The organism is Rhodococcus sp. IEGM 1341, from assembly GCF_030056895.1.
Classification (GTDB): Bacteria; Actinomycetota; Actinomycetes; order Mycobacteriales; family Mycobacteriaceae; genus Rhodococcoides.
The window spans coordinates 1,533,014-1,546,095 of the sequence record NZ_JASHKV010000001.1; the positions used below are offsets into that span (position 1 = coordinate 1,533,014).

Annotated in this window: 12 protein-coding genes; 7 read left to right on the plus strand and 5 right to left on the minus strand. The window is 65.3% G+C overall.

Annotation, left to right across the window (positions count from 1 at the left end):
- Positions 1 to 26: 26 nt before the first annotated feature.
- On the minus strand, positions 27 to 1,418 hold the full coding sequence (locus tag QM615_RS06930; protein ID WP_149405104.1) for a GntP family permease: 1,392 nt from the start codon (positions 1,416 to 1,418) through the stop codon (positions 27 to 29).
- Positions 1,419 to 1,544: 126 nt separating this feature from the next.
- Complete coding sequence (locus tag QM615_RS06935) at positions 1,545 to 2,105, minus strand: molybdenum cofactor biosysynthesis protein (protein ID WP_149405103.1); 561 nt, start codon at positions 2,103 to 2,105, stop codon at positions 1,545 to 1,547.
- Between the two features lie 74 nt (positions 2,106 to 2,179).
- On the opposite strand from QM615_RS06935, the gene QM615_RS06940 reads away from it, so the two are divergent.
- On the plus strand, positions 2,180 to 3,724 hold the full coding sequence (locus tag QM615_RS06940; RefSeq protein ID WP_149405102.1) for a carboxylesterase/lipase family protein: 1,545 nt from the start codon (positions 2,180 to 2,182) through the stop codon (positions 3,722 to 3,724).
- Here the strand turns inward: QM615_RS06940 and QM615_RS06945 are convergent.
- Positions 3,717 to 4,583 carry a DNA-formamidopyrimidine glycosylase family protein gene (locus QM615_RS06945; RefSeq protein ID WP_149405101.1) on the minus strand — a complete coding sequence of 289 codons (867 nt, stop codon included), beginning with the start codon at positions 4,581 to 4,583 and terminating at the stop codon, positions 3,717 to 3,719. The two genes, QM615_RS06940 and QM615_RS06945, sit on opposite strands and share 8 nt — an antisense overlap.
- 29 nt (positions 4,584 to 4,612) lie before the next feature.
- Between QM615_RS06945 and QM615_RS06950 the strand changes: the two genes are divergently transcribed.
- From QM615_RS06950 to QM615_RS06960, 3 genes are read left to right on the plus strand one after another with little or no spacing between them, the layout of a single operon-like run.
- Entirely contained in the window at positions 4,613 to 5,413 is an 801-nt protein-coding gene (locus QM615_RS06950) for a thymidylate synthase (protein WP_149405596.1), read from the plus strand.
- Positions 5,410 to 5,919 (plus strand): dihydrofolate reductase, encoded by a 510-nt coding sequence (locus QM615_RS06955; protein ID WP_149405100.1) that lies wholly within the window; start codon positions 5,410 to 5,412, stop codon positions 5,917 to 5,919. The genes QM615_RS06950 and QM615_RS06955 overlap by 4 nt, the downstream gene beginning before the upstream one ends.
- Positions 5,920 to 5,973: 54 nt before the next feature.
- Positions 5,974 to 6,300: a cupin domain-containing protein gene (locus QM615_RS06960; protein ID WP_032395790.1), complete on the plus strand. Its 327-nt coding sequence runs from the start codon at positions 5,974 to 5,976 to the stop codon at positions 6,298 to 6,300.
- On the opposite strand, the gene QM615_RS06965 is transcribed toward QM615_RS06960, so the two are convergent.
- The gene (locus QM615_RS06965; RefSeq protein WP_149405099.1) at positions 6,293 to 7,153 is read right to left on the minus strand and encodes a universal stress protein; all 861 of its coding nucleotides are present in this window, start codon (positions 7,151 to 7,153) and stop codon (positions 6,293 to 6,295) included. The two genes, QM615_RS06960 and QM615_RS06965, sit on opposite strands and share 8 nt — an antisense overlap.
- A gap of 151 nt (positions 7,154 to 7,304) precedes the next feature.
- The gene (locus QM615_RS06970) at positions 7,305 to 8,210 is read right to left on the minus strand and encodes an acyl-ACP desaturase (protein ID WP_149405098.1); all 906 of its coding nucleotides are present in this window, start codon (positions 8,208 to 8,210) and stop codon (positions 7,305 to 7,307) included.
- Positions 8,211 to 8,545: 335 nt separating this feature from the next.
- Between QM615_RS06970 and QM615_RS06975 the strand changes: the two genes are divergently transcribed.
- The 3 genes from QM615_RS06975 (at position 8,546) to QM615_RS06985 (ending at position 13,032) form a co-directional block, all read left to right on the plus strand.
- Positions 8,546 to 9,778: a PucR family transcriptional regulator gene (locus QM615_RS06975; protein WP_094633082.1), complete on the plus strand. Its 1,233-nt coding sequence runs from the start codon at positions 8,546 to 8,548 to the stop codon at positions 9,776 to 9,778.
- 84 nt (positions 9,779 to 9,862) lie between these two features.
- The gene (locus QM615_RS06980) at positions 9,863 to 10,564 is read left to right on the plus strand and encodes an ABC transporter ATP-binding protein (protein ID WP_094668584.1); all 702 of its coding nucleotides are present in this window, start codon (positions 9,863 to 9,865) and stop codon (positions 10,562 to 10,564) included.
- A 50-nt stretch (positions 10,565 to 10,614) separates the two neighbouring features.
- The gene (locus tag QM615_RS06985; protein ID WP_149405097.1) at positions 10,615 to 13,032 is read left to right on the plus strand and encodes an FtsX-like permease family protein; all 2,418 of its coding nucleotides are present in this window, start codon (positions 10,615 to 10,617) and stop codon (positions 13,030 to 13,032) included.
- Positions 13,033 to 13,082 lie beyond the last annotated feature (50 nt).

Below are 13,082 nucleotides of genomic sequence, written 5' to 3' on the forward strand. Positions count from 1 at the left end.
CCTTTCGATACTCACAAAATCAGGGCTCACAGGATCCAGCTCATCGGCACGATCAACGCGATGGCGATGACCGATGCCACCGAGACGCCCACCGAGCACGTCTTGAGTGTGCCCCTGGTCGACTGTCCCATCAAGGACTGCAGCAGCCAGAAGGTGTTGCTGGTGACGTGCACGGCGAACAGCGATCCGGCACCGGCGGCGAGCGCGATGAACACCGGATCGAGCCCGATCAACGGAGCGACCGGGGCGAGGATGCCCGCGGACGTGATGGCCGAGATCGTCACCGAGCCCACGGCGATGTGCAACGCGGCAGCGATGACCCACACCATCAACAACGGAGCCGCGGTGCTGGCGGTGAAGTACTGGCCGAGGATGTCGCCGAGACCCGCCTCGTTGATGACGGCCGCGAGCGAACCACCGACACCGGTGAGGATGAGAATCTGACCGCTCTCGGCGAAACCACGGGCGAGAGCCTTCTCCACCCGGGCCTGACCGACGTGATAGCGGCCGATGAGGCAGGTCCCCACCAAGCCGATGAGCAGCGCGATGACCGGGCTGGCGATGAATTCGACCACCGGAACCGATATTTCGGCGACTTCGAGAACCGCTCCGACTGCGATGAGAACGAGCGCGAGCAGCAACGGCGAGAGCAACACCAGCAGCGACGTCTGCTTCTCGGTTCGCACCTTCTGCGCCACGCCACCTCCGGTTTCGAGGGGCTCGTCGTCGGAATCGGCAGGCTCGGGAACCACAGGCTGCTCGACTACGGCGATCTGTTGCTCGTCCTTCTCCTCGTTCCACCAGCCGTGTCGGAAGACGAACGACATGATGGCCACCGACAGCACGACGACGGGAACGATCAGGATCAATCCGTAGATCATCATCTTGCCCAGGGGCACTCCGAGCAGTCCGGCCAGCGCGAGCGTCGCGACACCGGGGACCATGAACACGATGCCGCATTCGAGCGAGATGGCCAGTGCTGTAGCCATTCTCGCCGTACCGTACTTGCCGATCTTGGGGGCGAGGTTGCGGGCGAGCGGAGCGGAGATCACCAGCAAGACGTCGAGGAAGATGGACTGCAGCACGGTCGCGATGGTCAGCGACAACGCGTACGGGAGTCGTTTGGGCCCGAACGTTTTCAGCAACGTGCCGACGAGTCGTTGGATGGCGCTCATCTCCTGCAGCACCGAGCCCATCAGGACTCCGAAGGCGATGAGCAGCCCCACCTCGGCCATGATCTCGCCGAATCCGCCCGTGATGGTGTCGACGGTGGTCGACACTCCGAGCTTTGTCGCCAGACCCAGATACGCGGCCCCGAGAACCAGCGAGATCACCGGATTGAAGTGAAAACGAACGATGAAGACCACCACCGCCAGCACAGCGACGACGGTGTTGATCACGATCCACATGTCGGACATCGGCAGTTCTTCCCACCAGAGAGAGTGACCGTCGCCATCGAAGACGGACCGGTGTGATGCGTCGCACCATTGCTCACATTATGGGCACAGATTTACTTCGTGAGCAAGAGTGACCCCGACTTGGCGTCAGATGGGCTGTGCGCGCCGAACCGACAGCGCAGCTCGCGAGGCGTCGAGTTCGACCGGCGAGCGCACCGCCACCTCGCCGACCCGCAAGATCCCGTCGGACAACGGTTCCACGCGAAGCCCGCCGCGACCGATCAACGCTTTGCGGGCACCGTCGACGACCATCCGGTCCATCCACGCGCAGGGGTGGGCCGGTCGCCCACCGCGAAAGCGGATCCAGCCGTCACCGGAGTCGAGCTCGAATTCCAGACCTCGCAACGGGTCGAGCTCGAGCCCACGCACTACGACGTTTCTCCTGGCCACGGCCGGGTCGGGGACCTCGACGCCGAGCACATCCCCCACTGCCTCCCAGGCCTCGACGGCCAGAAAGCTCACCGCCGCCTCGGTATGCGCCCGCACGCCGAAGAACCGATCGCCCCGGATGCCCTTGTGGGCCACGATCTGGACACTCTCCGGCAGGTCCGTCGGTACGTCGGCCGGGCCGTCCTTGGATCTGCCGAAATAGGCGTGTGTGGGCGCTCGCAGCAGCTGCACGATCTCGGCGCGGTACTCGAAGGACATGCCTTCGAGTCTGCCGTGTGCCCGTCCCCCGCTGTTCTTACCCGCGGGTAAGGAGAGATCAGTACACTCGCGACATGGCTGTGACGACCCGCGTGACCACATCGGACGGCATCATCGAGGGAAAGCCGGTGGGTGATCTGACCACCTGGCGAGGCATTCCCTACGCCGCCCCGCCCGTCGGACCGCTTCGTTTCAGAGCGCCCCAACCCACCGAGCCCTGGTCGGGTGTGCGCGACGCCACCGAGTGGGGCAATGCCTCCGTTCAGCACAAGCGCGGCACGATGCTCGCAGTGGGCAAGTACCAACCGTCGAGCGAGGACTGCCTGACGCTCAACGTGTTGGCCCCGAGCACACCCAGCGCGAGCCCGCGGCCGGTCATGGTGTTCATCCACGGTGGTGCCTACACGCTCGGCACATCGGCGACCCCGCTGTACGGCGGCGGCTCTCTGGTACGCCGCTCGCTGAAGGACGGCGACGGCATCATCTACGTGTCGGTCAACTACCGACTCGGCGCACTGGGGTACCTCGACATGTCCCAGTTCTCCACTCCCGAGCGGCCGTTCGACTCCAACCTGGGCTTGCGGGATCAGGTTGCGGCGCTGGAATGGGTGCAGCGCAACATCGCGAACTTCGGCGGCGATCCGAACAACGTCACCATCTTCGGCGAGTCCGCAGGCGGCAATGCCGTCACCACTCTCATGACCGTTCCCGCCGCGAAAGGCCTGTTCGCGCAAGCCATTTCCGAAAGCTCTGCCCCGGGAATGACGGCCACCAAGGAGCGCGCCGATCAGTGGGCGCGCGAGTACGTCGGCTACCTCGGCGGCACGGTCGAGACCGCCACCGAGACCCTCGACAACGCCGAGGTGCTCCGGCTCGGCCGGGCGGGCACCAAACTCGGCCTCACCACCCTGCACCGCACCCCGGGGCTGCTCCCGTTCGGCCCGGTGATCGACGGCGACTTCCTCCCGGTCAGCCCGGTCGAGGCATACGCGAACGGAACGGCGCACCGCGTCCCGCTGATCATCGGCACCAATGCCCGTGAGGGAACACTGTTTCCGAAGTTCCTCGACGCTTTGCCCACCAACCCCGAGCGCATCACCAAGCTGTTCTCGCTCACCGATCCCGACGCCGAGGCCGTGGTCACTTCAGGCTACCGGGGCTATCCCAACGAGCGGGCAGCCATCGACTTCGGCGGCGACTTCACCTTCTGGAAGCCCTCGCTCGAAGTGGCCGAGGGACATTCGCGTCATGCACCCACGTACTTCTACCGGTTCGACTTCGCCCCGCGGTCGATGAAGCTGCTCGGATTCGACGCCACCCACGGCTTCGAGTTGTTCGCCGTGTTCGGCATCAGCGAAACACTGTTCGGCAAGGCGCTGACGCTGGCAGGCGGGCGGAAGGCCTTCGCCGAAGTCACCGAGCAGGTCCAGTCGAACTGGATTGCGTTCGCCACCAACGGAAAACCCCTCGAATCGTGGCCGGAGTACAACGAGACCGACCGCAAGACGTTGATCTTCGACACCCGCACGCGGGTACAGAAGGACCCACGGAGCGACCGTCGCAAGGCGTGGGAAGGCTACCGGGGCTACGACAGCCAGAAGCTCGAGCCCGTCACTTGAGCAGTCGCGACATGCGACGGTCGGCAAGAATCTTGCCGGCCGTCTGACACGTCGCGCAATACTGAAAAGAGCGATCGACGTAGGCGACTTCGCGGACCGGGTCGCCGCACACCGGGCACGGAAGTCCGGTCCTGGCGTGCACGCGCATCCCCGATCTCTTCTCCCCCTTCAGACGCGCCGCATCCTGCCCGGCCGAGCGGGCCACCGCGTCGGACAGCACCGAGCGCATTGCCGCGTACAGCGCCCCGACGGCCTCGGAATCGAGCTTGCTCGACGATGCGAACGGCGAGAGCTTCGCCACGTGCAGTATCTCGTCCGAGTAGGCATTGCCGATGCCGGCCAACAGCGACTGATCCACCAACGAAGTCTTCAGTCGCGCGGTGGTGCTGCTGAGGATCTCGGCGAATTCGAGCTCGGTGACCGTCAGCGCGTCGGGTCCGAGCCGGGCGATACTCGCCACCTGTTGCGGATCGCGTACCACCCACACCGCCAGCCGTTTCTTGGTCCCCGCTTCGGTGAGATCGATCGCGGGCGTCGCTCCCTCGGGGGTGAAGAAGTGGATCCGCAGCGCGAGGGGCCCTTTGCCCGGCTTCGGCGGCGCGGCGCTGGGGTTGTCCACCCACCGCAGCCATCCTCCACGCGAGAGATGGGTGATCAGCCAGAGGTCACCGGCTCGGAGCGCCAGGTGCTTTCCGAAGCGGGCGGCATCGGTGACGTCCTTGCCCTGCAGCTCGGTGATCGGCGGATCGAATGTCTTGAGAACGCTCAGCGCAGCGATGTCGATTCGGCCGATCACGGCTCCGACGGCATGCTCGCGCAGAAAGCCGGCAAGGGCTTCCACCTCGGGTAATTCCGGCATGCGTCCAGTATGCAGCTACGATGACCGTCGTGATGGTTCCGACTCCGTACGAAGATCTGCTGCGCCGCATCCTCGATACCGGGACGGCGAAATCCGACCGCACGGGAACCGGCACCACCAGCGTGTTCGGGCATCAGATGCGCTTCGATCTGGCAGCGGGCTTCCCGTTGATCACCACCAAGAAGGTCCACCTGAAGTCGATCGTCTACGAGCTGTTGTGGTTCCTGCGCGGAGACTCGAACGCCACGTGGCTCCAGGAGCGCGGCGTCAGCATCTGGGACGAGTGGGCAGCTCCGGACGGCGAGCTCGGCCCCGTCTACGGAGTGCAGTGGCGGTCGTGGCCCACCCCGTCGGGCGAGCACATCGACCAGATCAGCCAGGTCATCGAGACCCTGAAGACCGATCCGGATTCGCGGCGAATGATCGTCTCGGCGTGGAACGTCGGCGAGATCCCGCGGATGGCGCTCCCGCCGTGCCACGCGTTCTTCCAGTTCTACGTGGCCGACGGAAAACTCTCCTGCCAGCTCTACCAGCGCAGCGCAGACATGTTTCTCGGCGTGCCGTTCAACATCGCCAGCTACGCACTGCTCACGCACATGGTGGCGGCGCAGACCGGCCTCGAGGTCGGCGAGTTCGTCTGGACCGGCGGCGACTGCCACATCTACGACAACCACCGCGAGCAGGTCACCGAGCAGCTCTCACGCGAGGCGTATCCATACCCCACTCTGAAACTGGCGCAACGGGATTCGATCTTCGATTACACCTACGAGGACATCGAGATAGTGGACTACCAGCATCACCCGGCGATCAAGGCCCCGGTAGCGGTGTGAGTGCACCGCACTTCGTCGGCCTGATCTGGGCTCAGACCACCGCGGGCGTCATCGGAGACGCGGGATCGATCCCCTGGCACGTCCCCGAGGACATGGCGCACTTCAAATCGAAGACGGCCGAGCATCCGGTGATCATGGGCCGTAAGACCTGGGACTCACTTCCTGCGAAGTTCCGTCCGCTGCCGGGCCGTCGCAACATCGTGGTCACTCGCAACTCCTCGTGGACCGCCGACGGTGCCGAGAACGCACCGAGTGTCGCCGACGCCGTGGCCCTGGTGGGCGAGAGCCCGGTCTGGATCATGGGGGGCGGCGAAATCTATCGCAGTGCAATGGATATCGCGACCCACCTGGAAGTGACCGAGGTCGATCTCGACGTGGAGGGCGATACGAAGGCCCCCGAGATTCCCGACGGCTGGGTCGCGACGGCAGGTGAGTGGCAGAGCAGCCGGGTCGACGGAACCCGATTCCGCTGGGTCGAGTACGGAAAGCCTACCCAACCTTCTTGAGCGCGTTCAGGATTCCCCCGTCGCGACTGCGAGCGGTGCGTCATACTGACGATCATGGACAAGAAGTCACTCACCGCCCTTGCCCGCCAACAGCTCAAACTTGCAGTCGGCGCGTCGAGTGGCCGCAGTTCACAGACGGTGTACGGCGGCCACCGACGCCACCTGCGGCAGACCGTGGTGGCACTGGCCGCCGGCAACAAGCTGGCCGAGCACGACCTCTCGGGCGAGTCCACCGTCCTGGTGCTCAGCGGCAAGCTCGAACTGATCTCCGGTGAGCGCTCCTGGAAGGGCTCGACCGGCGACCTTCTCGTCATCCCCGACGCCCGCCACAGCGTCGAGGCCCTCGAAGACGTGAGCTTTTTGCTGACCGTCGCTATGTGAGTGCTTTCCGCACGACCAGTACCGGACAGTCCGCGGTGTTGACGAGCGCGAAACTGGTGGAGCCCAACAGCATTCCACCGAATCCGCCGCGCCCCCGGTTGCCCACCACGATCAACGCCGCGGTTTCGGACAGTCCGCTCAGAACCCGCACCGGACGGTCCTGAGCGACGACGCGCTGCACCTCGACGTCGGGGAACCTCTCCTGCCAGCCGGCGAGGCTCTCTGCCAGCAGAACCTCCTCGCCGTCGGCGATGGCCTGCCAGTCCTTGGGCGCACGGCCGAACGACTGGGTGAGATCGACGTCGGACCACACGTGAACCGCGATCAGCACGGCGTCGCGAGCGGATGCTTCGACGAAAGCCCACTCGACCGCAGCCTGGTTGACGTCCGAGCCGTCGATACCGACGATCACCGGCCCCTCGGCAACCGGGCGGCCATCGATGTCGCGGCCTCGCACCACCGCGACCGGGGACACGCTGTGCGCGGCCAACGAGAGTGTGACAGCGCCGGTTTCGCTGGCCCCGATCACCAGCATCTCGGCCTGCGCCGAGACGCCGATGAGAACATCCATCACGCCGCCCTCGACGGCACTGGAGGTCACCTCGAAGGCAGGATCGTCGACGACCAGTGCGGCCAGCGTTTCTGCCGCCACCAACCTCGACTTGGCCGTGGCAACGAATTCGGTTGCTTCTCCTGCGAATTCGCTCAGGTCGACCACCCCCGGCATGTCGACGGCAGTGACGATGTGCAATCGCCGATCGCGTCGGTGAGCGCAGAGAGCCGCCCAGATCACGGCCTTGTCCGCTGCGGCGGATCCGTCGATACCGACGATGATCGGTCGAGAGCCTGTCACGTTTCGGGCCTCCGGTCTTGCGCGAGAACCAATCCTCGCGCGTATGACGAATAGGCGTTCAGGCTAGTCGATGGGGTCCGCCCGAGCGCCTCTTCGATTCGAATCGAATCGAAGAGGCACCGGTCCCACGGACCCCCCGGGGTATGTGGTGTCAGCTGGCGCGCAATGCGTTCGAGTATTCCCGGACTCGTGTGCGGCCGAGCTGGGTTGCGGCGTCCTGGGCGTCGAGATGATCGAGATAGTCGGCCAGTTGGTCGCGACTGCGGGCTCCGGCACCGAGATCGGTGCGCTCGAAGATGCGCCACTGCGCCAACAGGGGTCGTAGGACATCGTCGAGATGGCGGCGCAGATCGTAGATTCCGTCCCGCGAGATGAGCATCGCGCTGCGCGCGAACCCCGGCAGGTTGGTGCCCGGCAGCTGAAAGTTCATGACGACCTCGGTGATCGCCGTGACGGTGAGCGACGGTGCCACCTCGAGCGCCGCAGAAACAAGGTCCGAAAAGAAGCGGACATGCAGGTCCTGATCGGCGACGATGCGTCCGAGCAGGCGATCGGCCACCGGATCGTGGCACTGAACGGCAGTGTTGCGATGGCAGACGCTCGACACCGACTCGTCGAGGGTGACCTGGGCGAGCGACCGGAGCAGATGCGCTCCGTTCATCGGGGCGTCGAAACCCACCGTCATGCACTGCGCTCGGGCTCGACCGAGGGCGACCGGGTCGACGCTGCGGGTGACGACCAGGTAATCGGTGACGGCCACTGCATGCCGGGTTCGTTCGTCGCTCCACTCGGTCAGCCACGACGGCCAGACCCCGTTCTCGGAGGCTGCAGTATCCCGCCGATACAGCGGAATGTTCTGTTCGACGAGCAGGGTGGTCACCAGTGCCGCTTTGGCAGCTTCGGTCAGTGTCGAGGGACGCGAACCCCAGTACATCTCGGCTCGGACGTAGTCGGCCGGTTCCCACAGAACGGCCTCGGCGCGATGCCGAGCCAGGTTGGCCTCGATGGTCGGCAACAGTTCTCGCAGTACCGCGAACTGCCCGATATCTCTGCGCATACCCGCCCCTTCGTCGCCCGCCTACCCACTCCGACGGAGACAAAGGTAGATCCGCCGAACTCGCACCGTGGAGCGCTTGCAGATTGTTTAGGGCAAGTCGCAAGCGCCTGGGGCGCGCGCTCGAGACAGGTCACAACGAGTTTTGCCGAAATGGTGGATCACGCGTTGATAACAACCTATGATCGACCCTGTTAGAGGCCAGGAAACAAACTTGAAGTACGAAAACGCCGCGGTTTCGTCGGGAATTGCATACATTGAGCCGCGGAAGCGCATCGATACGCGCAAGTAAGTTTGCTCTCCGATGACCTGAAGATCCCAACACGAAGGGTTGATCTGTGACCGTTCACAACTCGACTAGCCTCGGAATCATGGTCGCGGGTCAGCCTGCGTCGGCTCCTCTTCGCGACTTCCGTGCGGTGGCGCGGCTCCTCGTGGGGCACTTCGCCGCCAACACCCCCTGCGGGTCGTTGCCGGGCGAACAGCTCCACGGCGACGTCACCGAATTCACCGTCAAGTGCATCAGTATCGCCGTGCAGATGCTCGACGAACGGCGCGCTCCGGCCGAGTCCGACCTGGCCGAACTTCGCGTCAAAGCCAGCCAGTGGGCACGCGAGGGCGTGCCCCTCGAGTCCGTGCTCAGCGTCTACCACGAGGGCATCCAGATCGGCTGGAATCTGGTGTCCAAGAGGGCAGGTGAGGGCGACGCCGCTCAACTGATCGAGGCCGCGCGGATGTTCGTGCTGCTGTCGGAGAAGGTGTCCATCGCCGCCAGCAAGAGCTACGTCGAGGAGCTCCAAGCGGTGGCAAGTGAGCACCACACGGCAGCGCACACCCTGGTGACCTCGCTGCTCAGCGGCCACAACGCGGTCTCGATGGCCCGTCAGTCCGGCATCGAACTCGCCGACAGCTACCTCGTGCTCGCCATCTCTGTTCCGCCGCACCCCGACGAGAACGATCCCAACATTCAGAAGACCGTCGCCGCCCGTAGAAAGCTGCGCCGCGTCCAGGCCGAGCTGGCCACGATCTGCGGCCGCACTCCCCTGTCTCTGCTCAGCACCGAGGGTGGCACCGTGCTCATCCCCGGTACCCACGACGACGAGTGGGTCGAGGCCTTGGTGCATCGCATCGGTACCGCCGCCGAGGTTCCCGTCACAGTCACCGCCGAACAGGCCGCAACCGCCGACATCCCCACCGCAGCCGATCAGGTACACGAACTGCTGTCGTTGGCGCACCAGCTGCACCGCCCGTCCGGCCTGTACCGCATGGACGACCTGGTGCTGGAGTACCAGCTCACGCGGCCTGGCCCCGGGCGTCGCCACCTGACCCAGATCCTCGAGCCCCTCGATTCGTCCCCTGAGCTGCTCGAGACCCTCGAGATCCACATCTCCCACGATCTGAACCGTCAGCGGTCCGCTCGCCAGCTTCATCTGCACACCAACACCGTCGATTACCGCCTCAAGCGGATCGCGCAACTCACCGGGTTCGATCCCACCCGTCCCTCGGGAATTCGGCACCTGCAGGCCGCACTGGTGGCCCGGCGGCTCGAATCCTCGCGCGGCGCAGCGTGATCTGAGAACTCCGACCGGTTTCTCGACCCGACGGCAGGTAGCGTCGGAAGTAATCGAGGAGCAGGGGATCGTTGCATGACCAATTTGAAGCTCGAGCTGTCCGGTGTGGTCAAGGAGTACCCCACCGGCGAGCAACCGGTACGCGCGTTGGACGGAATCGATCTCACCATCGAGGGTGGCCAGTTCGTCTCGCTCGTCGCGCCGTCCGGTGCCGGAAAGTCGACGCTGCTGCACATGCTCGGCGCTCTCGACACACCGACGTCGGGTTCCATCCGGTTCGACGACGTCGAGGTCACCACCCTCGACGACAACGCCCAATCCGATTTCCGACGCCACCAGGTGGGGTTCGTCTTCCAGTTCTTCAACCTGCTGCCGACGATGTCCGCGTGGGAGAACGTCGCCGTGCCCAAGCTGCTCGACGGCACACCCATCAAGAAGGCCAAGACCGACGCGATGCGTCTGCTCGAGATGGTCGGACTCTCGAACCGATCCGAGCACCGGCCGGCACAGTTGTCCGGTGGTCAGATCCAGCGCATCGCGATCGCCCGGGCGTTGATGATGGATCCGGCGCTGCTGATCGCCGACGAGCCGACCGGCAATCTCGATTCGAAGACCTCCCACAACGTCCTCGAGATCCTCGCCGACGTGGCGCACGCCAGCAACGGGCGTCGAGCAGTGGTGATGGCGACCCATGACCTCGAGGCAGCACGGTCCACCGATCGCATCGTCAGCATGATCGACGGTCGCGTCGAGACCGACACTCTGACGGCCGGCCTCGATCGGTGATAAGCACCGCGCTCAGCAGATTTCGAGTCATCAGCCTTCGCGATCTCCGCATGCACTGGGTGCGTTCGCTGGTCTCGGCCGGTGTCGTCGCCGTCGCGGCCGGGCTGCTCATCGCCGTCCTCGGCACGTACGGCTCCTTGACCGGCTCCGTCGAGCGGCTCGCCGTGTCGATCGCCGGTAACGCGAACTACGAGATCGTCGGTGTCACCGACTCCGGTTTCGATCAGAGCGAACTCGACGCCGTACGTGCTGTTCCCGGCGTCGAGACAGCGGTTCCACTGTTGCGCAGCACCGTTCGGTCCGATGTCGGAGACCTGACGATTCTCGGTGTCGACTCATCCATCACGGCACTGCAATCCGATCTGGAAGGTGCCGTCGGAAACGCGTCAGGATTGCTCACCGATCCGGACGGGGTGTTGGTCGGAGCCGCAACGGGTCTGACGCAGGGCGACACCGTCACCATCGACGATGTTCCGACCGCGGTGGTCGGCGTGGTCGACGGCCCCGGGACGCAGCGCATCGGCGGGGGCATGTTCGCGGTCGCGCTCGTCCCGACGGCTCAGGCGCTCACCGACCGCACCGATCAGCTCGATTCGATCTTCGTCCTCGGCAGTGGCGACTCTCTGCGCACCGACCTCGATGCCGCATTGGCCGGCCGGGTGTCGGTGATGGATCCGGACTTCCGGGCCGACCGCGCGAACCAGGCGATGAGCCTGACTCGCAATGCGACACTGATGGTCTCGCTCATCGCGTTCGTCGTCGCGGCGTTCCTCGTCTTCAACGTCATGAACATGGCCATCGCGAAGCGTCGACCCACCATCTCTCTGCTCCGGGCAGTCGGTGGCCGCCGCGGCGATATCGTCCGCGACCTGTTGTTCGAGTCCGTTCTGGTCGGTCTCGTCGGCGGTGCCGTCGGAGTTCCGCTGGGAATCGTGATGGGCCGCATTGCAATCGAAAGTCTGCCGCCGTTCCTCTCGCAGGCCTTCGATGCGCGAATCGAATACGTGCTGCCCGGCTTCGCGATTCCGGTGGCGATCGTCGCGTGCGTGCTGGCCTGCGTCGGGGCGTCGGCCGTCGCCGCCGTGCAGGTGTATCGCATCTCGCCGATCGAAGCGCTCGCAGTCGGCGGCGGAGAGACCTCCGGAGGCCCCGGTCTGCGATTCACCCTGGCCGCGACCGTGTTCGGCGTGTTCGCCGTCGCCGGATCCTTCCTCTTCGCCGTCAACGTCGACGGGCAGTTGACCCTCGGAGCCGGTGCGTTGTTCATGTTCGGCGTCGTCGCGCTGTGCGTCGGCGCGACCGGGCCGATCGTGTCCGTCACCGCAGCGGTCCCCCGCCGCTGGGGTGGTGCCGGACGCCTCGCGACCGCCACCATCGAACGCGCCCCGCGGCGTATCTGGGCAACCGTGATGACGATCGTGATCGCCGTGGGAGTCAGTGTGGGAGTGTCGGGTTCGCTGACCAACATGACCGACTCGGCAGCCGAATCGTTGTCGTCCTTGGCGAACACCGACCTGTACGTGTCGATGACCTCACCCGACGCCATACCGTCGGGCCCGATCGTTCCCGCCGAGGTGGAAGACGCTGTCCGGGCGACGCCGGGGGTCTCTCGCATCGTCGAGGGACAGTGGGCATACGCGACGATCGACGGCGAGACGGTATCCATCCAGGGCGTCGCCGACGGTAGCAACGCAGTAACGCTCGCATCGCTCTCCGACGACGTCCGCGCGGCGGTGCTCGCCGGTGACGGTGTGGTGCTGTCAGAGGGGTTCGGCAGAACACTCGGTGTCTCGGTGGGTGACTCCATCGATCTGCCGACGCCGACCGGCGTGCAGACCGTGCGGGTACTCGACCTGGTCGAATACATCAACGCCGCCGGCGGGACCATGGCGATCTCGCTGGATTCGATGCAGCGTTGGTACGACCGGCCCGGGGCTACCTACCTCGAGATCAGCATCGATGGAGACGTTGCGGCAGTACAGGATTCACTGCGCGCAGCGCTGCCACCCGAGGCGTTCGTCTACACCGGCGGCGCCGCACTCGAGGGAACGAGCGCCGCTATCCGACAGTCCGGTGCACTGGCCATCGCGTTGCAGTGGATCGTCGCGCTCGTCGCTGCCGTCGCGTTGCTCAACACGTTGACACTGTCGGTACTCGAGCGTCGACGTGAACTCGGCGTACTGCGCGCCATGGGCGGTGGCCGCGGAACCCTGGCGCGAATGGTGCTCGCCGAGGCGCTCTCGGTCGGCGTCGTCGGTGGTGTGCTCGGCCTGATCATCGGTGCGGGTCTGCAATACCTGAGCACCCTGATCCTCGGAGCCAGCATCGGAATTCCGGTCGCCTACACCGCGAGCTGGTCGGTGCTGCTGTACGGACTCGTTGCCCTCGGCCTGTCGCTGCTGGGTTCGGCTCCGCCTGCCGTGCATGCCTCTCGACTGAGCATCGTGGACGCTATCGCGGCGGATTAGATGGTGGGCGGGGCTACAGGCCGCTGGTCTCGGGATCCGCAAATGCGCTC